Here is a 21,076-nt window from a genome sequence, read left to right as displayed (position 1 = left end):
TGGATATACAACATTAGACTCTGGATAAAGTTGGTATGCCGTTGTTTTATTTTATCCAGAGTGATGAAAGAGCGATAATTAGCTCACAAGTTTTTTTTGAGTATTCAAGGCATCGAAGGCAAAAACGACTCCCCGTTGGGCCAAGGCTTCCAAAACGGGTGGAATCGCTTTGATTTCATTGGTTTTACAATCCACTTGTTGGGGAGTTAAAATCAGTCCTCGTTCGACCAAGTAGACCGTCACCAATTGAATCGCTGGATGGGATGGGGTTCGATTATCACCCGTTTCAATGTTGTAAGAGCCACGGAGGACTTTTCCATCTAAGGCCATGGTTTCACCTCTTTTCGGTTCAATTTTGCAGAAAGAAGCGACGCAAGCGCCATAGGATTGATAATCCAAGTCCAGTAACGTCCGACGAAGCGTACTGTAGGAAGGAATCCCATGCTTCGGGAACCCAAACAGCGCAATCAGAGGTTCGCGGTAAGCCTTTAACCAATCCCCGATGGCTAGAAAACCACCACATCCTGCGCTAATCGCCAGGGTAAATAACGCTAAACAGACCGCATACTCATGACGACAGCCCGCTCCACGCCGTGGGTCGGGTAATTCCGAAAATGCTTCTACAATTGCTAGCGAACTCATAAATCATAAGTTAGGGTGAATCCGACTTCTAAACTCTAAACCTAAACCCTGCCTACTGTCTAGAACGAAATAGCCCTGTGATTAAACTGCATTTTTCAAAGGCCCTTGCTTTGCAGAGGATAAACACTTCTGGATTACTTCTAGACCAACAGCTTCAACTACATTAATACTTAAATAATTACCTAGATATTTATTACCATGCTCTGCCTAGTAACGAGAAATTTTCAATTTGTAGGTGCGTTAACGCCGTGTAACGCACCGCCAGTCTAATGCACCATTTGAGCTAGGTAAAAGATTTACCTGGATATGTTAACTCGCGCTGTCTCTTGGCACTTTGAAAGAATGCGCCGATCGTTTGAGCTAATTGTGCGAATAGAATGCAGATTTGTTAACTGAGTATTGACCTCAACTGTTTGAACTTTTCCGGCTGAGATTGCCTTCCCGTAGAGTGTATTTCCCTGAATTTTACCAGTGAAGCACGCAAAGTCCGATCGCGGCGCGTATATTGCACCAACGACGCGATCATTCTGGCGTTGAAACACGATATAGTTTTGAAGAACTTGGTTGGGCTGTGGCGAATCTCCGTACAGGTAAATACCATCTGGCAAAGCAGCAACATTAGTCTTAGATGGATTTTGTTGTGCTTGAAGCGGTTGTTGCTGAATCCCAACACCAATTAGTGTCAGAGGACAAATAAAGGCTGTTGCCAGTAGTTTCCATTTCTGTTTAATAGATGCAGGTAAAATCATTACTGCTTCTCCTTGCGCCAGGTCATCTAATCATATTAAAACAGTCTTCTCTAGTTAATACCTCACTGAGGTTATAAATTCGCTCTGCTAAAATCTGCCTATTGGTAGAGGCTCTGAACCTGAAGCTTGCGCTTGCTTAACACCGAAAACTTTATTTGCCATTGTCCTCCAATTACCTGAGCTGATTTTGCTAAAATTAGAGCGGGCATCGTTTCTAATCCCACCCAAAAAAACACCGATTTCCTTTAGCAAATGGAGGCATATCCTCTAGATATTCATTACCAGGCAGAGCCTGGTAACGAGAAAAAAACATCTTGAAAACTCTTGTGGAAGAAGCCCGAAAGCCGGTTCAGGAAAATGGTAATCTTCGGTCAGTTCGATCGCACTTTTGCCTATTTTTTGCTAGCCATCCACTTTTGAAGATCATTAATCGTAAAAACTGTTTCAAAGTCCAATCCAACAGAGCGATAAAACTCCGCACCACCTTGCTCCCTGTCAATCAGCGACAACACGCGATCGACTTTATAACCCGCACCTCGCAACCGTTCCACCGCCTGCATCGCCGACTTACCCGTCGTCACCACATCCTCCAAAACCGCCACATTCGTCCCCTCTGGCAACAGCGGCCCCTCAATATAGGCCATTGTCCCGTGTCCCTTCGTCTCCTTTCTGACAATTAGCGCCGGAATCGATCGACCTTCCAGAGCCGAAACCACACTCACCGCAGTTACAATCGGGTCAGCACCCAAAGTCAAACCGCCCACAGCTTGCACATCCGACGACAACATCGACAGCAACAAACGTCCCGTTGCCAAAGCACCTTCAGCGTGCAGCGTCACCGGTTTGCAGTTAATGTAATAAGAACTTTTCTGCCCCGAAGACAGCACAAAATCGCCTTCACGATAGGCAAACTCGCACAACAAATCTAGAAGTCGATCGCGCAACACCTTTAAATCCGCAGCATTCATAACTCACACCGTGTAAAAAACACAAATAATCCGTCGATAATCAGTTTATATTGGAATCGGAATTAATTAAGGAGGCCCAAATATATGAGTCAAAAGTTAAAAAGCCTGAGCGGCGCGTTGATTCTCGCTGTCGCCTCTGCCGCAATGGCATCCGTCAAACCAGCTCAAGCACAAACAGAGCGATTTCACCCGATTGCTGACGACTTCAACCGACAATACTTTGAAGCTTCAGGAGACTTTTACCACAACGTCAGCTTGCAAGGTTACTTGGGCGACTATTTAGGCATCGGTTCCCCCAGCGGCGTCGTTGCCTTTCCCGAAAAAGAAATTGAGCGGGATGCTAGTCGCGTCAACGGATTCTACCGCCGAGTCATGCAGCGGCAAGTTTCCAGCGATCCGATTCTCCGCGTCCCAGATGCCGTCAATCCCTTCGATGCCTCTGTCATGGCACTCCCTGCTGCTTGCCAGCTAGGACCTCAACCAAGCGGCTGTTTCCCTACTCCCGCCGGACTCCAAGATCAGTTTACACTTCCAACACAGCAGGAAGGTTCACCGACTGATGCAGGGCCCGTTAGAGGACTTTATCAAGTATCGCCCCCTGGCCAAAATTAATCGATCGACAGTTGCGAGTTTTGAGCCGAGGCGGGTTTACTCAATCTCTGATTTGTATTCAAGAGAAAGCCTCAACCCGCCGCAAAAGCTCATATTTTGGCAATCCTTTCGGTAAACGCGCAACTGACTTTTTTGTAACTATTGCGGTTATTTTACAGGAATAAATATTATCCAATATTTATCAAACAATGCTGCCGTCAGGCATGATTGTTCCTTTCAAAATAGCTTCGCCCAGATTAGCTCCCCCCAATTTAGCTCCCCTGAGATTTGCCCCGGTCAAATTCGCCCCTCTCAAATCAGCTTTGCCAAGGTTTGCCCACCGGAAATCTGCCGCGCTCAACTCTGCAAAACTGAGATTTGCCCTAAAAAGATATGCTGCAGTGAAGTGAGCTTCCGCGAGGTTAGCTTTAGAGAAATTGGCTGCATAGCAATGTGCTTCAATCAATTCGGCTTGAGTGAGATTGCCTTGACTGAGATTAGCAAAATTGAGGTTCGCGCCCATCGCATTAACTCCAGACATCACCGCACCGATTAAATTCGCATCACCGAAATCGGTTTGTTGGAGATTAGCAGCGGTGAGGTCAGATCCAATTAAATTAGCACCGCTCAAATCAGCTCCCTTGAGGTCGGCCGCTCGGAGGTTAGTTCCAGTTAAATTAGCTTTAATTAAATTAGTTTCGAGCAGTTGCGCTCCCGCAAGATTTGCTAAACTAAAATTAGATTCGGCAAGGTTTGCCGAAATTAATTTAGCCTTAAACAAGTCTGTTTTAAAAAGGTTCGATCGCCAAAGATGCGCGCCTCTGAGATTTGCTTCCGCGAGGTTAGCTTCGCTGAGATCCGGTTCTATATTTGGGTTGAGACTTCTCCATTCAATCCAAGTAACTGCACCTTTTTTTAACAGCGCTAAATGCTGTGTATTTGCCATAATTGCATCTCCTTTAACGGCTATTCCTTGCGACCAAAAATTGTTGGATTTTCTCGACCCGTCACGTTTTCCACCGCCGCAATTGCTGCCTGGGAACCTGCTATAATATCTCGTTCTGCGCCGCCGAGGTAAAGCCGTCCGAAACTGCCTACAGCCTGAACCTCTAAGATGTTAATAGATGCGCCTTTTTCTGCTTCATTGGCCGCCAGCGCTGCATAAGCAGCGGGTTCTACTTCTAAAACGTAAAGCGTTTGTCCCGCAAGCAGCAACTGTCCGCGGCGGGTGCGGTTGATTAATTGTGTTTGGTGAGGGTCAATGTTGCGAATAATTTGACTGGAAATCACTCGCGGTTTGATACCTTCTTCTCTGCGAACTCCCATAAATTCTAGAATTGCTTTGCCTGCTGCCCGCGTTTCCCCCTGCTGACCCGAGTGTACTTCCAGAAGGCCGTACAAGCGTTCGACTATTTGCACTCCCGGGCGCACGGAGGCAGATTTGAGGGCGACATCGGTAATTCGGTTAATTTCGATACCGGGGGAGATTTCTATCCACAGCGACGCATCCCCTGGCAGCGGCAAGAATCCGGCGGCGATGGTGCCGATGTATGCTGCGTGCTGCGGCTGCAAGTTGTCTAGAAATACGTAGCTGCGTAGCTCTATACCCAAAAGTTTTTATCTCCGTCGATCGAGTTTAAACACTTATCTGTGCAATATCTGAGTTTACCTTTTTTTGTCAACAACACCTTGTCTATTGTCGAGAGTGCCGGAGTGCCTCACAACCGAGTCAGGTGTCAGACCCGCGATTTCTAGTGCTGGAGTGCCTCTGCGAGCAATCTTTAATTTTGTGCGCCTGCTAAAAATTTGATATCAATCTCTAGTTATAGGTGGAACATAACCATCTTTACTGCTAGAGGTGGATTTAACTTTAAAAGCCAATCGATATAGTTTTGATAGTTAAAGATTTTAGCCAACAGAGAGCATTTGAATTATGAAACGTTCTGATTTATCCAAAGCAATCGGTGCAGGTATTATAGCTGCTGGGTTAGCCCTAGCACCAGCTCATCTGCCTGCTTCAGCTCAGACAGATACAACTGGCGGTACTAACAACACTACAACCACCACCACTCCTCGCTCCGATGTCTACAATGCTGAGACCGATCGCGATTTTGATTGGGGATGGTTGGGATTGCTAGGCTTGTCTGGTTTGTTGGGCTTGATTCCCCGCAAACGCGAAGAAAATGTCCGCTATACAACTACAACGAGTGATCGAGAGCCCGCTGTGCGTAGTGACTACCGCTAAGAATTGAGTCTTAGGGCTGTGGGCATCATGCAGGGACAGGATGTTTTAACCTGTCCGGTCAGCACCAATAATCATCAAAAAACCTCCATCTGTGAGGTTTTTTTGTTTGAGATGATGCGCGATCGAACGACGATTAAATTGGTTACATCTGACCTATTGCACGGTTTTCATGAACGGGCTTTCCGCCCTGTTCCACAAAGAGTGAATTGTCTTGTGGGCCGTTGCTCCTAGCCAGCCAATAAAATCATTATTGAGAATGGTGCAATATTTCAGATATAACAGGACTTGAGATTATGAACATCTTCTTTTTTTCTTCCTTTATTCCTTCGCCTTCTTTACGCCTTCACGGTTCATGAAATAGAGACTTTTCAGACACAAAAAGACCTTAAAAAATATTTTCGCCCGATCGATCAAGTACCTCCCCAATCGCCTGCACCAACTTGTCGGGGTCTAAAGGCTTAGAAATGTGGCGCTGGAACCCCGCAGCCAGGGCCTGCTGATAGTCAATCTCTCCAGCATAAGCTGTGAGGGCGATCGCCGGAATCCGTCCCCCTTTGTCGGGCGCCAGAGCCCGAACCTGTCGCATCAACATATAACCGTCGGTGTCGGGCATTCCAATATCGCTCAACAGCAAATCCGGCACAGACTCAGTTAAAACCGCCAAGGCATCGGCGGCGCTAGCAACTGCTGTAACACTTGCCCCACAATCCTCAAGCAGAAAAACCACTAAATCTAGCGCATCGGCCTCATCATCCACCGCTAACACGCTGATACCGCTCAAATTGAAGGATTGATCCGGCGCCGCAGTTCCCGCAGGACTTGTCTGAGATGGCACCGGCATCAGAGGTATCCTGACGGTCAAGGTTGCACCTTTTCCTTCGCCGGGACTGTCGGATTTCACCGTGCCGCCGTGGAGTTCGACGAGATGGCGGACGATCGCCAATCCTAAACCCAAACCGCCAAACTTGCGCGTCATCGAGCTGTCAGCTTGTCGGAAGTAGTCGAATACATAGGGCAGAAAATCAGGTTCGATACCTTTTCCCGTATCAGTTACAGTAATTTGGGCCTTGGTGTCCACCCGATCGAGAACGACTTCAATTTTGCCTCCCGGCGGGGTGAACTTGACGGCATTTGACAGCAAATTCCAGACTACCTGCTGAAGTTTGCCCGCATCGCCCAACACCGGGCCGAGATTCGGTGCAAATTGAGTGCTGATTTGAATCGACTTAACTTCGGCCGCCAGACGCACCGTTTCAATAGCAGCGCCGATCACCCCGGCTAAATCCACAGGTGCAATATTCAAGCTGACCTTACCTTGCAGAATCCCCGACACATCGAGCAAATCTTCGATAAGCTGGGTTTGCAGTTTGGCGTTGCGCTCGATCGTCTCTAAGGCATAACGCTGCTTTTCCGGTGTCAGAACGTTCGATTGAAGCAGCTTCGCCCAGCCCATAATCGGGTTTAAGGGAGTCCGCAATTCGTGGGACAAAACAGCCAAAAATTCGTCTTTGACGCGGTTAGCCTGTTCTGCCTCTTCCCGCGCTGCCTTTTCCCGTGCTAGAAGGCGTTCCCGTTCCGCTTCTGCAACTTTTCGATCGGTAATATCAGTGTTGGTGCCACACCAGCGCAGCACCTTGCCTCCATCGTCGCGAATTGGCACAGCGCGGGAGAGAAACCAGCGGTACGATCCGTCTTTGCCGCGCAAGGGGAAAGTATCTTCCCAGAGTTCGGCTGTTTCAAGGCAGCGCCTAAATTTTTCGACAACGCGATCGAGGTGTTCCGGGTGGTGCACCAGTTGCCAGCCCCAGCCTCGCATTTCTTCTAGGGTTGTGCCTGTGTAGTCAAACCACCGCTGGTTGTACCAGAAAATCCCCCCAGTAGCATCTGTCATCCAGGCCAACTGAGCGATGTTGTCAGCTAGAGCGCGGAACCGAGCCTCGCTTTCGTGCAGCTCATGCAGGGCTCGCGCGTGCAGGATCACCGTCCAGAGGCGAGCCACCACTTCTTGCATCAGCCAAACTTCATCGGGCCGCCAGTGCCGAACCACCTTTGATGCCACCAACAAAAGAGCCACCCAGCGGCCTTCCTGAAGGCAGGGAACATCGACCAAAGCGCGAATCGACACGGCACCGTAGTTATCGACCAAATGCGCTGTATAGGGGTGAGTAGCGATATCTGAGATGACAACAGTTTGACCTGCGATAGAGAGAGCTTTAAGTTCTGGCATCTTAAAGTCTGAGATTTTATAGATGCCGACGGTGCTGGCAAGGTCGGACTGGTGCCAGTCTTGCTCGACAATTGCCCGATCGGCTTCTAGATCGATTTCGTGCCATATACAGCGATCGACTTTTAAATATTCTCCTAGACTTTTCATGGCTTCCCACAACATTTCTGCGGGGTTGATGCGCTGCCGCAAGCGGACTTCGAGATCCGAGAGAAACTGCTCGTTGAGTTGGGCTTGTTTGCGATCGTGAATATCGGTATTCGTGCCGATCCACTCGACAATCTGGCCCCCCGCGCCGCGAATTGGCACGGCGCGGGACAAATGCCAGCGTTCCATTTGGTCTACTGCCCGCCGCAGGCGCAGCTCAATTTGATAAACTTCTCCGGTGATTAGACATTCTTTCCAGCGGGCCCAAGATTCTGCCAAATCCGAGGGCGGCACCAGGGACTCCCAATTGTTTTGAGCGGCTTCCTCGTAAGACATTCCCAGATATTCCGACCACTTTTGTTGATTGGTAAAACGAATTTCGCCGGCGGAGTCTACGTTCCAAATCAGGTGGGGCAACGACTCAGCCAGAAAACGGAAGCGGCGATCGCTTTCTGCTAAGCTTTCTTCTGCTCGTTTGCGATCGTCAATATCAATCCCGATTCCCGCCCATTGCACCACCTGTCCCTTCCTGTCTTTGACGGGCACAAGTCGCGCTAGATGCCAGCGGTAGGTGTTGTCAAACCTACGCACCCGACACTCAAATTCGTAGGCTTCCCCTGCTTCAATCGCCTGGGTGCGCGTAGCGACAACTGTTGGCAGATCATCAGGATGAAATAATTGCAGCACCGGTGCAGCCAGCGGCAATTGTGCTGGCTTCATGCCTGTATAGGTTTTCCAGTGTTGGTTGCAAAACTCTAACCTGCCGTCGGCGGTGTTGATCCACATTAATTCCGGGACGCCATCTGCGAGGGTGCGGTAGAGATTTTCGCTTTGCCGCAGTGCTTCTTCAATTTGCCGGCGCTCGGTTTTGTCCTGCATGATTTTCAGGAAACCTTGCACTTCGCCTCCTGCGTCGCGCAGGGGCATCACCAGTCCGCTTCCCCAAAAGCGGCTGCCGTCTTTGCGGACGTGCCAGCGCTCGTTTACTGCCTTTCCCTGAGTCAGCGCGAGGTGCATTTCTAGTTCCGGCTTTCCGGCTGCAGAGTCTTCTGGGGTGAAGATGATTCGTCCGTGCTGCCCTACGATTTCAGCTTCGGAATAGCCCAGCAATCTCTCTGCGCCTGCGTTCCAATTGGTAAGGTGTCCGTCGGTGTCGATGGTGAAGATGGCGTAGTCTTTGGCGCTGTCGAGAATCAACTGCAGGTGGGTTTCACGATCGCGCAGTGCTGCTTCTGTTTGCTTGCGCTGGGTAATGTTGCTGGTGAAGCCGACTATTTTGGTCACTTCACCTTGCTGGTTGCGGATCAAACAGCCGCGTTCCCAAACATCGATCCAGCGCCGATCTTCGTGCCGGACTCGGTACTCGACTTCGTAGCGCTCGGCACTTAAGATTGATTGCTCCTCGGCTTGGATGCGCGCCAAATCGACGGGATGGATGCGTTCTCTCCACCACTCTGGTGTTGCGGGTGCATCCTCTGGGCAGACACCGACGATCGAGTACAGTCCCTCGGAACGGTAAACGGAGTTTGCTGCCAAATCCCACTCAAAAACCAGGCCGTCGATCGCCGTTGTAGCTAATTGGAAACGGTTGTAGCTTTCTTGCAAGGCGAGTTCGGCCATTTTGCGAGCGGTAATTTCCTGTACCACGATATGAATCCCGACAATCTCTCCGCCCCTGTCCCTGAGCGGCCACCAATTCTGGAGCCAAGTGCGAATAACAGTGGGTTGAGCCCTGGTTGCACCGGTGAGTTCAAAATTCCGGATCGGTTCTCCGGTGTCTAGAAGGTGGCGCAACAAAGGTTCGGCTGTGTCTGCCCAGTCGGGGACAATTTCTCGCAGGGTATGGCCGATGTGCATTTCTACGGCCAAGCCGTTCATTTGGGCAAACCGTTGGTTGATCCGCACGAACCGCAAATCTGTGTCTAAAACGGCCAAACCCACGGGAGTTGTTTGGTAGAGCGACTCTATCTCTAGAAGTTGACGGCGCACGGTTTGCTCGCTCTCTTGTAGGGCGAGTTCGGCTTTTTTGCGATCGGTAGCATCAAATAATACTCCGATAAACCGCACTGCTTCGCCTGCCGCGTCGTAGAGATAGCGCCCGAACGCGCTCAACCAGCGGATTTCTGCGTTGTCGGCGCGGATGATGCGGTATTCGGGGGAGTAGAGCGATCGCGTTTCCCGAGCTGTTTTGGCTGCTTGCATGACTTGCTTTAAGTCGTCTGGATGCACGCACTTTTGCCACACAGCCGCGCTTGCTTCGCTGCCTGGTACCGGTTCGCAGCCCAAAATGCTGAAATGGGTCGCCGACCAAATTACTCGGTTTGTTCGCACGTCAAAATCCCAGGTTGCCATGCCTGAGCCTTCGATGGCGACGCTCAAACGTTCTGCGCTTTGTTTCAAGGCAATTTCAGTTTGTTTGCGATCGCTGATATCTGTCAGGGAACCTACGGCCCGCAGGGGATTGCCTGACTCGTCCCAAATTGCTCGCCCTCTGGCTAAAACCCATTTGTAGCGCCCGTCGGAACAGCGAACGCGGTACTCGCAGCAGTAATGTGAGGTTTCTCGATGCAAGTGCTGCTGCCAATTGCTTTGCATTATCTCCAAATCATCGGGATGAATGTAGCTCAAAAATTGGCTGAAGTTTTTGACTTCTTCGGGCCCGCGTTCCAAAATCTCTAAACAGCGATCGCTCAGGATCTGGCAATTTGTTTGCAGGTTGCGATCCCAAATCCCGTCGTTGTTGCCCTGCAAGGCTAGCTGCCAGCGTTCTTCGCTTTCTCGCAAAGCTTCTTTGGTTTGATTGGCGCGATCGATTTGTACGGCGGCAACGGCAAAGTCTGCTAGGGCGATCGCGATCTGCAAGTCTTCGGCATCGAATTGGCGATCGGAATCGTGAGATACAATCCATATTGCCCCCAGCGATTGATTTTCTGCTTGCAGTGGCACGACTAATGCTTCGGCGATCGGCAATTCTAGCTGTTGCAAGTCGGTAAAATCTTTTTCTGGAGCGAAGTAAAGCTGAGGAGTTTGGCGATCGATCGGGGTTCCGGACAAACGCAATTTGCGGGGTGTGTTTCTATGTTCTACTGATTCCCACGCTCCTGCCAAGGCTTCCCAGCGAAATATTTGTTCGGAAGTTGCATTTTCTTCCAGCAAGCAGACTCCGACGCTTCCTGCGTCGCACAAATCTTTAGCGATCGCAACCAGGGTTTTGAGCAGCCTGTGCGGTGAGGTTGCCAATTGTCGAGCCAGCGTTTGCAGCGCTCGGTTTTCTGCTTTTTGATCGTGCGATCGAGGGAGGCGGTGCGACAGTTCATCGGCGATCGGAATGTCGGTTAAATTAGTTTGTGGGGTTTGCCAAGCTTCCATCAATTAGTCATCTCTACGTCTTTCGCTCTGAGCTGGCGAGCGTCTATCACCACGCTGTTAAAGCATCTGCTATATTTCTATATTATCTACCCACATACAGAATATGTGAGCTATCTTGGAAATTACTTTTTAGTTTTCAGGCTAGTTGATTGCCTTGGTTGCCTCTCCTCTTGCCGCCACAATATGCACAATTTTATTCCCGCATCGCGCTTTTTTCCATATCTGACTTGGACTGAAATTCAGTCTATGCCGGATAAGGAAAATACTGTGATAATTCTGCCGCTAGGTGCGATCGAACAGCACGGCCCCCATTTGCCTTTAATTGTAGATGCGGCAATTAGCGAGGCGGTGACAGGCAAAGCGCTGGCAAAGTTAGAGGCAAATATTCCCGCGTATGCTTTGCCGCCTTTGTACTATGGCAAGTCGAACGAACACTGCCATTTTCCCGGTACAATCATGCTCAGTGCTCAGACACTTTTAGCAGTAATCAGTGAAATTGCTGACAGTATTTATCAGGCTGGATTTCGGAAATTAGTGTTAATGAATGGTCACGGCGGACAGCCGCAGGTGATGGAAATTGCGGCGCGGGACATTCATCAAAAATATCAAGATTTTTCGGTTTTTCCGCTGTTTGTGTGGCGGGTTCCGAATGTGGCTGCTGAATTATTAACTGCCAAGGAGTTGGAGTTTGGGATTCACGCTGGTGATGCAGAAACAAGTTTGATGTTGGCAATTTTGCCGTCGCAGGTAAATATGGAACTGGCTGTTACAGAATATCCGAAAAATTTGCCGACCGACAGTTTGCTGAGTATGGAAGGAAATTTGCCTTTTGCTTGGCTGACGCGAGAGTTGACACAAAGCGGTGTGTTGGGCGATGCGACGGCGGCGACGAAAGAAAAGGGATCTCGTATTCTCGAATCTCTCTCTGAGGGCTGGGCACAAGTTATCAAAGATGTTTACAAATTTCGACAGCCGGGAAGTAATTAAAAATTAAGAATTAAAAATCAAAAATTAATGTAATTTGTGTCAAAATGAGTCTAAGAAATTTTTTGAGTTGGAAAACTAACGATGAGTGTAAGTTCTAAATTGCAGCGCGCTTTTGAGCAAGGTCGCGCCCTGAAAATTATCAGCGGTTTAAATAATTTTGATGCCGCAAACGTTGCGGCTGTCGTCAAAGCAGCAGATCTCGGCGGTGCTTCCTTTGTCGATATTGCTGCCGATCGAGATTTGGTATTGATGGCAAAACAGTTGACAAATTTGCCAATTTGTGTATCGGCTGTGGAACCGGAAAAGTTTGTGCCTGCGGTAGAAGCTGGCGCTGATTTGATTGAAATTGGTAACTTTGATGCTTTCTACGCAGTAGGCCGCCGCTTTGAAGCTGAGGAAGTTTTGCAGTTGACTCGCGAAACTCGATCGCTATTTCCAAACATCACTCTTTCTGTGACAGTTCCCCACATTTTGGCACTCGACAAACAAGTGCAGTTAGCAATTGAATTAGTCAAAGCTGGGGCTAATATCATCCAAACCGAAGGTGGCACCAGCGCTCAACCAATTCACGCTGGCACCTTGGGATTAATTGAAAAAGCAGCGCCTACTTTGGCAGCAGCCTTTGAAATTTCCCGCGCCGTATCTGTCCCCGTACTCTGCGCTTCCGGTATCTCCAGCGTCACCGCACCGCTCGCTATTGGAGCCGGTGCTGCGGGTGTTGGTGTCGGTTCTGCTGTTAGCCAACTTAATAGTGAAGTGGCGATGATTGCGGCTGTTCGCAGTTTGGTTGAAGCTTTGGCTTTGGTTTCGCGATCGCACTTGCCAGCTTCCATTTAATTAAGCAGGAAGTTCGGCAACGGATTCTGTAACGGATGTAACGGATGTAACGGATGTAACGGATGTTAGGGAGAAGAGAGAAGGAAGTTCGGCAACGGATTCGCTTTCTTCGGATGTTAGTAAGAAGGAAGAAGGAAGTTCGGCAACGAGCAATGTACGGGATGTAACGGATGTCAGGAAGAAGGAAGAAGGAAGATTTTTCCCATCCCCCACTCTCCCACTCTCCCACTCTCCCCTTCTGCCCTTCTCCCTTCTCCCCTTATCCCACTCTTCCCCTCTTCCCCTCCCCCACTTTTCTACTTTTCCACTCTTGCTTAATAATTGAGAAACCACACGGCATAATCATCTAATAACTGATTGTTGCGGGAGATTACATCAACTGATTCTAACTCTGATAAAGGCAACATAAACTTTTGGCGATCGCCGACGCGCTGCACTTCCACAAATATGCCTTCTTCCTGAACCACCAAATCCTCCAACCGATTAATTGTGAATCTATCAGTATAAGAAGGTTGAGTTTTTTTGAGCCGTGCATATTCTTTTTTGCTGCCAGAACCCATTGTATATTCTTCTTCCCATTCAAACTCTTCTATGCCGGTAACGTGGCACGGTAGTTGAATATTTTGCTTGATGTAATCTAGATATTTGACTGAATTTTTTAGGCTGAAATCAATATTTTTTGAACCCAAAATCTTGCTAATTTTAGTTTCAAATTGCTTGGCATTAAATGGGATATTTTCCTCGATATGCGCTAAAATTTCTGGATCGAACCCCGATCTCAATTCGGATAATTCCTCAAGCAGGCGCTGGAAGTCGTTTACCGGTTTGGGTCTTCTGCCTGCTACAATGGTTTCATCAAGCTGAACTGGAGGAAGGTCGGATTGTGAAGAAAGGGATTTGCTTTGATCTGGGCGATCGTCAAATTTAGATTGGTTAACTTTAGACTTGTTAACTTTAGGCTGGTTAAGTTTAGGCTTGTTAAATTTAGGCATCGCTCGGTCTCGCTGGCTCGGTTTATCAATAAAGTATATCTTGACAGAAGTACATTCGTGTCTGATAGGAGGAAGCTATTATGCAACTACTGAAATCACCTGATGAATCGCCAGTCTATCAAGGACAATTCGGCGAATTTACGATTACTCAAAACGATCGCACGGGAGTGTTGATTTACCGCGCTGGATTGGGGGTGGCGGCGCTGTGTTTTGCGATCGGCACTACTCTGGTTCTACAACAGGGCGACAACCCGATGGCAATCCAAGCTGTAACGCCTGTTTTTGCTTGTTTCTGGATAGCTTTAGGCGTCAGCTTGGCAACTATTCACATTTACATGATTGCGCTGCATCGAACACTACAGGCGTTTTGGGCGATCGGCGGCGCGGCAGCATTGTTTGTTGCCCTACAAAGCAGCCAACCTCTAGCTTTAGCAGTGTACGAACATCCAGCCACGTTGTGGGGAATTGGCTTTACTTTTGCCGCCTTAAATGGCATTTATTTTAAGGAAGCATTCTGCTTTAATCGCCTAGAAACCAAGTTTTTGACTCCCGGAGTTCCTCTTTTAATTTTAGGACATATTTTCGGCTTTTTGTCAGCAGAAAATGAACAGTTTTTGCTTGCTATTTGGGCGGCTTTGTTTATCATCTTTGCTGTACGCAAGTTTTTTCAACCGATGCCGCAGGATATCGGGGATAAAAGCGTTTTTGAGTATCTGAAACACAAATAATTTGGGAATGCGGCATGGGGCATAGGGAATTGGACACTTTTACTGATCCCTTTCCCTTTCATCCGTTACATCCGTTACATAATCCGTTGCCGAACTTCCTTATGCTCTAAAATGAGAATTCGTTTAATCCGTCGTCGAGAAATCTGGGCAATTACTAGGGAAGGTTGGGTAATTGCAAGCGCGGGGTTGATAATTTTAATGCTCTTAATTATTACAAATATCCATCCATTTTTGGCTGCAAATGCGCCGATTAAAGCAGATATATTGGTTGTCGAAGGCTGGTTGCCGGATTATGCGATCGAAAGTGCGATCGCTGAATTCAAAAAAGGTGAATACCGCCAATTAATTACCACAGGAGTTCCTTTAAGTAAAGGCTACTATCTGGCTGAATATAAAAATTATGCGGAACTGACGGCAGCGACTTGTATTGCGCTAGGATTTGATAAAAACAAATTAGTAGCAGTACCCGCCGCTAATGTTTTGAAACACCGCACGGCTGCTTCTGCGATCGCACTTCGGGATTGGTTTTCTACTTCAGGCTTAAAAGTTAACTCAATTAATCTTTATTCCTTTGGCCCTCACGCCCGCAGAAGTTGGATTGTATTTAAAGAAGTGCTGAATCCTGAGATTAAAGTCGGGATTATAGCGGCGGAACCGCAAGATTACAATTCCCAAGAATGGTGGAAATCTAGCGAAGGTTTTCGGACGGTAATCGGAGAAATTATTGCTTATATTTATGCCCGTTTCGTAGATTGGAAAACCTAGCCAGTAATTGTCAACATCCCTCTTAATTCCCTTCGCGTTCTTAGCGCCTTGGCGGTTCGTAAAAAAAATTATATAGCAGTTTTACATCCGTGTAAATACACGACACGGCAGTGCCGTTTCCCTACCCGGGCATCTGTGGAAATACAGAACACGGTAGTGCCCTTTTCCTACTATATTCAACCGAAGATGATAAAATTATTCTCAGATAAGTTGAGGGCAACTCGTTGGTAGAAGAACGCGCTTACTGGTTAGCATGGTCGCAAATTAACGGTATTGGGCCGATTTTGTTGCAAAGATTGCAGCAAAATTTCAATAGTTTGGCAGAAGCTTGGACGGCAAAATCAGTAGATTTAATGCGAATCGAAGGGTTTGGCAAGCAGATAATTGAAACCATTGTGCAAGAACGCACTAAACTCAATCCCGAAGAATTTATCGAAAAACATCTTATAAAAAATCCCTATTTTTGGACGCCCGCAGATACGGATTATCCCCGCTTATTATTGGAAATTCCCAATCCGCCACCAGTGTTGTATTATCGCGGTTTAGTTGATATAAAAGAGAATCACGGAATTACGCCGACGGTGGCAATAGTTGGCACTCGCAGCCCTTCGGAATACGGCAGAAGGTGGGCTCGCAAAATTAGTACGGCTTTGGCTAAAAGTGATTTTACTGTGGTTTCGGGATTGGCCGCTGGCATTGATACAGAGGCTCATACAGGCTGTTTGGAGGCGGGAGGAAGGACTTTTGCAGTGGTGGGGACGGGAGTAGATATTGTATATCCTAAACAAAATGAGAGGTTGTGCGATCGCCTTTTGCAGCAGGGATTGGTAATTAGTGAATATCCGGCGGGTACTCAACCGAATAAAACTAATTTTCCCCGCCGAAATCGCATAATTGCTGGCTTAAGCCGCGCTACAATCGTGATAGAAGCTCCGCATAAATCTGGTGCTTTAATTACTGCTTATCAAGCGAATGATTTTTGCCGGGATGTGTATGTTTTGACGGGCAGATTGGATGATGAGCGTTCTTTTGGATGTTTGGAGTTGCTGAGTAAAGGTGCTCATCCAATTCTGCCAAATAGCGATCGAATGTTAAGCGAAGACAGGTTGTTGGAAATGCTCGGAGCTATGCCAAAATTGGATAGACCCGAGCAGTTGTCGCTATTTCCCCCAAATCCGAAGGTTGAGAAGCAAGGGCCGCTGTTGGAGCCGGAATTGGCTAAGGTGTTAAGTGCGATCGTATCTGGGCCGATTTCTTTTGATACAATTGTGGAAGCAGCGGGATTGGAAGCGGGAAAAGTTTCTAGTATACTTTTGCAGTTGGAATTGTTGGGATTAGTTTCGCAGTTACCAGGAATGCGATATCAGCGATGTTGATGTGAAAAGTTAGGTTAAAGCGGGTTTTATCCCCTTGATTATTCGGCGGTTTCAACCGCCGAGTGAATATGGCCAGGGGATAAGGGATTGCTCCCCCGGCGCTCAATCTCAAAGCAACCCGAAATTAACGGCACTAATATTGCTAGCCGAAACACCACTGAGAGAAGCTAAAATCTCCCCTGTTTGTGCCAACCGGATTAATGTCGCGCCGCTATCTTGAGCAATCGCCAATTGCGAGAAACTCAACCCGTTACCCAATACTAACAAGTCTTTACCGACTTCAAAATCAGTAATCGTATCAGTACCGGAATTGGTAGAGAGTAAGAACTTATCTACTCCCATTCCTCCTATCAAACTATCAATTCCCAAACCGCCCGTCAGCAGATCATCGCCCTTACCTCCGTAAAGAATATCATTACCATCATCGCCATTCACAATGTCAGCACCGCGGCCGGCAAGCAAGGCATCATCACCGCTACTTCCCAGGATTGTATCGCTACCTTTGCCACCGAAAACAGTGTCATTTCCCAGACTTCCGTCGAGGGAATCATTGCCCCTCATCCCCATCAACACATTATTCGCGCTGTCGCCCGTCAGGATATCGTCGCCATTTGTACCGAGAATTGCATTGGGGGAATTGCTGCCCAAATCAGCATCACCGCTGACAACAGGAGTGGCAATCCCAACAGGTAATACTACAGCTTCAATTCTGCTATCTAAAGCAGTACCAGTATTGTCAGCAACTACCTGGGAAATTGGTTTATTTCCGGTACCAACTTCTTTGAATTCTTGAGTGGTTGGGCCCAAGGCTACTTGTTGGAGGCGGGCAAGTGATTCAGGAATTGATGTTCCTGTTGGGTTGGAGACAGCCGCATCAATGCGCTGATTGGCTGTTGCCATTACTGTCGCGGATTGCGATGTAATTTGGCTGACTGTTTGACTGTTGAAACTGGGGTCTATTTGCTGGATTTTAGCGGCAGCTTGCTGAATGATTGGTTCTAAGGCTGCGGCATTGCTGAGGTTTAAGACTGTACCAGATTGAATTTGAGCCGTAATTGAACTGACAACAGCTTTGACAATATCGGTATTGACTGCACTGGAAGCACCGTCAATCAAAGCGCTGGTTTGAGTGATGAAGTTTTGGACTTTCACCATTGCGGATAAGACTTGGACTCCGCCTGGTATGTTGTTGTTGGTGGCTGCTATTGGATCTAAGCTAGTTAGGTCAACTTCAGCGGGGAGTCCAAGGGCGGCTTTGACTAAAGATTGGGCTTCTTCGGGTGCAATTCCTTTGTCGATTAAGTCGGCGATTAAGGTGGTTAGGAGGGTGACTACACTCGCATCTGGGGGTGCGGTGACTGGTGTTTCTAGGGGTAAGCCGGTGGCGGTGTCAATGCCTCCTATGGCTACTAGATTGCCTTCTGATGGGTCGATTTCTCCGTTTTTGTTGGTATCGAATGTCTCGAAGGGGATGTTGAGATTAAACTCACCGCTGCTGTTAGTTGTGGTGGATGGTTCGTTGGTATCGAGGACGCCGTTTTTGTTGGCGTCTAGGAAGAGAGTAGCACCGGAGATATAACCGTCAATTACGATGCCCTCAATGGCATTGAATCGCAGGTTAAATTCGTCGCTGACACTGGCACCGGCATTGTCCGTTGCTGTCACCTTAATTGGGAAAATGGTGTTTGAGAAGGCTTTTGCCGCATCGAAATTCACGCTAAAGGTCCGCGTATTCGGGTCGAACTTAAGCCAATCGGGTGGAATGATGGTGCCGGTATTGGGGTCGAAGGTCAGCCCGGGGGGGAGGAAGTTCGGGTTTAGATTTATCGAGTACGAGTAAGTGAGGCTGTCACCTGGATCGGGATCAGTAAACGTGTCTGGAGCAAGAGTGAAATTGAAGTTGCCGCGGGGATTGGAACGAAGTTGATTGCTGATGAGATTATACCGCTCCGGCGCGCGGTTGTAGAGTATAGATTCAGCATCGATAATTTTCAGACTGGCAGTGTTTTGGGTGCCAATAATGGAATTATCCCGATTGGTGATCCGAAATGCAATTTCTTCTGTTCCCTCCAGTTGAGCATCCGGAACAACGTCAATTGTGAAAGTTTTGCTATTTTCGCCTGGGTTAAATGTGAGTTCAGGAAAGAAATTGGGCGGAACGATCCAATCTGTTCCGTAAGTGGCTGAACCAGTAGGAGGTTCTAGGTACACCCTGGAAAAGCTGTCTATATTCCCCCCTGTGCGAGTGAGGGTAATTTGTTTCTGAACGATTCCTGTGCGACTTTCATTGACTTTGTAAGTAGCTTCGGAAAAATTAATTGTAGGAGGCCCCTCAGCATCCAAAATTTGCAAGGTAGCAGTGTTTTGGGTGCCAATAATGGAATTATCCCGATTGGTGATCCGAAACGCAATTTCTTCTGTTCCCTCAACTTGACCATCCGGAAAAACGTCAATTGTGAAAGTTTTGCTATTTTCGCCTGGGTTAAATATGAGTTCAGGAGACAAGGGCGGAACGTTCCAATCAGTTCCGAAAGTCGCTGAACCAGTAGGAAATGGTAGGTCCACCCTGGAAAAGTTGCTTAGATTCCCAGTGCGAGTGAGGGTAATTTGTTTTTGAACAATTCCTGTGCGACTTTCATTGACTTGGTAAGTAGCTTGGGAAAAATTAATTGTAGGAGGCCCCTCAGCATCGAAAATTTGCAAAGTGGCAGTGTTTTGGGTGCCGATATTGACATTACCCCCCCCATTGGCGATCCGAAACGCAATTTCTTCTGTTCCCTCAAATTGACCATCCGGAAAAATGTCAATTGTGAAAGTTTTGCGGTTTTCGCCTGGGTTAAAGGTGAGTTGAGGAGAGAAATTGGGGGTATTCCAATCAGGTCCCCAAGTCGCTGAACCAGTAGGAGGTTCTAGGTACACCGTGGAAAAGTTGTTTAGATCCCCAGTGCGAGTTAGGGTAATTTCTCTCTGAACGACTCCTGTGGGACTTTCGTTGACTTGGTAAGTAGCTTGGGAAAAATTTACCGTGGCAATACCAAGAATCTGATTGTTAGGTTGCGCTATTGGGAAGGGAGTTTCGTTAGAGTTCGGTAATCCGATCGGGAATATGTTTGGGTTGCTTGTTCCTGTAGTAACTGGTGTCGGTTCCGGGTTAATAATGCCACCACCGCCGGGTTGTTCTACAGTGCCACCACCGCCGGGTTCTACTACAGTGCCACCACCGCCGGGTTCTACTACAGTGCCACCACCGCCGGGTTGTTCTACAGTGCCACCACCGCCGGGTTGTTCTACAGTGCCACCACCGCTGGGTTCTACTACAGTGCCACCACCGCCGGGTTCGGGCGCTAAATCGTTATCAGCGATCGCCACTGTCACCCCTGGAACCACAATCCCACTATTATACTTAGCATCCGTGCTAGTCACAGTGTGAGTGATATTAGCGCTCTGTGGCCCTTCCACAACCGTATCGTCAACAGCTTTTACCGTAACGGTTTGAGCCTTATCCCAATTGTCTGGCGTGAAAGTCAGAGGCGCGATCGCTTCAATCTGATTACCTGTTGTGAGAGTGAGGGTGACAGGGACGCTCGGCTGGGATTTCAGCACCGCACTGTAAGTAGCATTTGCACCGCCTTCTGTAGCAGTTGCTGCCGTGGGAGTAATAGAAATACCAGCGGTATCATCGTCTTTATTGGTAAGGCTAACATCCGCTACATCTCGGTTGCTGTAATTCGCATCTGTGCTAACAGTAGCCCCCGTGACAACTTTGTAGTCAATATCGCCGTCAGCAAGGCTATCGTTAACCCCTGTTACTGTCACCTGTTGCGGTGCACTCCAGTTATCCGGAGTGAAAGTTATGGTATTAGGAGAAACTGTTCCCTCGGCAACATTATCCGTGTTCAAACCGATAGTAACATTAGCAGTCGGCTTAGTATTCAGAAGCACACTAAAGTTAGCACTACTGCCGGCTTCACCCGTAGTTAATCCCGCAGTTGGATTCAGCGTAACTCCCGGAGTTTCATTGTCACTGTTGGTGACTGTGACATCATCAGGATTGAGGTTATTGAAATTAGGATCGGTGCTCACAGCAACAGCCGTGACAATTTTGTAAGCTTTATCGCCATCAGCTAGCAAATCGTTAACACCTGTCACCGTTACTTTTTGCGGTTCATTGTAGTTAGCTGGAGTGAAAGTTAAGCTATTAGTTGAAACTGTTCCTTCCGCAACATTGTCACTGCTCAAACCGATCGCAACATCAGCAGTTGGTTGAGCATCGAGTTTGACAGTAAAATCTGCCTGGCCACCAACTTCACTTGTACTTAATGCTGTTGGGTTAATAGTAAAGCCAGCCGTATCATCATTACTGATAGTTGTGGTAGCAGTAGCAGTGGTAATTGTCGGTGTAGAATCTAATACCGAGGGATTGGACAGCGTAACCTCAAGGGTTTCATTAGCTTCG

15 protein-coding genes are annotated in these 21,076 nt (G+C 48.0%); 7 read left to right on the top strand and 8 right to left on the bottom strand.

The annotated features are described in order from the left end of the window. Positions 1 to 78: 78 nt before the first annotated feature. The 3 genes from QUA25_RS26945 to pyrE all read right to left on the bottom strand — a co-directional run bounded on the left by QUA25_RS26945 (position 79) and on the right by pyrE (position 2,359). Entirely contained in the window at positions 79 to 642 is a 564-nt protein-coding gene (locus tag QUA25_RS26945; protein ID WP_333042589.1) for an ISAs1 family transposase, read from the bottom strand. A 296-nt stretch (positions 643 to 938) separates the two neighbouring features. Then, positions 939 to 1,391 (bottom strand): hypothetical protein, encoded by a 453-nt coding sequence (locus QUA25_RS26940; protein ID WP_333042588.1) that lies wholly within the window; start codon positions 1,389 to 1,391, stop codon positions 939 to 941. Between the two features lie 392 nt (positions 1,392 to 1,783). After that, the gene (gene pyrE / locus QUA25_RS26935) at positions 1,784 to 2,359 is read right to left on the bottom strand and encodes an orotate phosphoribosyltransferase (RefSeq protein ID WP_333042585.1); all 576 of its coding nucleotides are present in this window, start codon (positions 2,357 to 2,359) and stop codon (positions 1,784 to 1,786) included. A gap of 84 nt (positions 2,360 to 2,443) precedes the next feature. On the opposite strand from pyrE, the gene QUA25_RS26930 reads away from it, so the two are divergent. Then, on the top strand, positions 2,444 to 2,971 hold the full coding sequence (locus QUA25_RS26930; protein WP_333042583.1) for a hypothetical protein: 528 nt from the start codon (positions 2,444 to 2,446) through the stop codon (positions 2,969 to 2,971). A 181-nt stretch (positions 2,972 to 3,152) separates the two neighbouring features. On the opposite strand, the gene QUA25_RS26925 is transcribed toward QUA25_RS26930, so the two are convergent. Both QUA25_RS26925 and QUA25_RS26920 read right to left on the bottom strand, forming a co-directional pair. Next, positions 3,153 to 3,896 (bottom strand): pentapeptide repeat-containing protein, encoded by a 744-nt coding sequence (locus tag QUA25_RS26925; RefSeq protein ID WP_333042580.1) that lies wholly within the window; start codon positions 3,894 to 3,896, stop codon positions 3,153 to 3,155. 20 nt (positions 3,897 to 3,916) lie between these two features. Next, positions 3,917 to 4,561, bottom strand: a complete 645-nt coding sequence (locus QUA25_RS26920; RefSeq protein WP_333042577.1) for a hypothetical protein — start codon at positions 4,559 to 4,561, stop codon at positions 3,917 to 3,919. Positions 4,562 to 4,883: 322 nt separating this feature from the next. Between QUA25_RS26920 and QUA25_RS26915 the strand changes: the two genes are divergently transcribed. Beyond that, positions 4,884 to 5,195 carry a WGxxGxxG family protein gene (locus tag QUA25_RS26915; RefSeq protein WP_333042574.1) on the top strand — a complete coding sequence of 104 codons (312 nt, stop codon included), beginning with the start codon at positions 4,884 to 4,886 and terminating at the stop codon, positions 5,193 to 5,195. A gap of 385 nt (positions 5,196 to 5,580) precedes the next feature. On the opposite strand, the gene QUA25_RS26910 is transcribed toward QUA25_RS26915, so the two are convergent. Continuing rightward, positions 5,581 to 10,935 carry a PAS domain S-box protein gene (locus tag QUA25_RS26910; protein WP_333042573.1) on the bottom strand — a complete coding sequence of 1,785 codons (5,355 nt, stop codon included), beginning with the start codon at positions 10,933 to 10,935 and terminating at the stop codon, positions 5,581 to 5,583. A gap of 183 nt (positions 10,936 to 11,118) precedes the next feature. Here QUA25_RS26910 and QUA25_RS26905 point away from each other — a divergent pair, with 183 nt between their 5' ends. After that, complete coding sequence (locus QUA25_RS26905) at positions 11,119 to 11,922, top strand: creatininase family protein (protein ID WP_333042571.1); 804 nt, start codon at positions 11,119 to 11,121, stop codon at positions 11,920 to 11,922. 81 nt (positions 11,923 to 12,003) lie between these two features. Continuing rightward, positions 12,004 to 12,759, top strand: a complete 756-nt coding sequence (locus QUA25_RS26900; protein ID WP_333042568.1) for a DUF561 domain-containing protein — start codon at positions 12,004 to 12,006, stop codon at positions 12,757 to 12,759. Between the two features lie 314 nt (positions 12,760 to 13,073). On the opposite strand, the gene QUA25_RS26895 is transcribed toward QUA25_RS26900, so the two are convergent. After that, positions 13,074 to 13,751 (bottom strand): calcium-binding protein, encoded by a 678-nt coding sequence (locus QUA25_RS26895; RefSeq protein ID WP_333042566.1) that lies wholly within the window; start codon positions 13,749 to 13,751, stop codon positions 13,074 to 13,076. 80 nt (positions 13,752 to 13,831) lie between these two features. On the opposite strand from QUA25_RS26895, the gene QUA25_RS26890 reads away from it, so the two are divergent. From QUA25_RS26890 to dprA, 3 genes are all read left to right on the top strand, one after another. Next, entirely contained in the window at positions 13,832 to 14,479 is a 648-nt protein-coding gene (locus QUA25_RS26890) for a DUF2301 domain-containing membrane protein (RefSeq protein WP_333042565.1), read from the top strand. 111 nt (positions 14,480 to 14,590) lie between these two features. After that, complete coding sequence (locus tag QUA25_RS26885) at positions 14,591 to 15,244, top strand: YdcF family protein (RefSeq protein ID WP_333042563.1); 654 nt, start codon at positions 14,591 to 14,593, stop codon at positions 15,242 to 15,244. Positions 15,245 to 15,468: 224 nt separating this feature from the next. Further along, positions 15,469 to 16,620 (top strand): DNA-processing protein DprA, encoded by a 1,152-nt coding sequence (gene dprA, locus QUA25_RS26880; RefSeq protein ID WP_333042561.1) that lies wholly within the window; start codon positions 15,469 to 15,471, stop codon positions 16,618 to 16,620. Positions 16,621 to 16,728: 108 nt separating this feature from the next. Here dprA and QUA25_RS26875 read toward each other — a convergent pair. After that, on the bottom strand, positions 16,729 to 21,076 hold a 4,348-nt coding region (locus QUA25_RS26875; protein ID WP_333042559.1), incomplete at its 5' end, for a Calx-beta domain-containing protein.

It is taken from the genome of Microcoleus sp. Pol17C6, from assembly GCF_036701145.1.
Classification (GTDB): Bacteria; Cyanobacteriota; Cyanobacteriia; order Cyanobacteriales; family Microcoleaceae; genus Microcoleus.
Note: the sequence above shows the minus strand (reverse complement) of the source record. Positions and strands in the feature narration are given on the sequence as shown.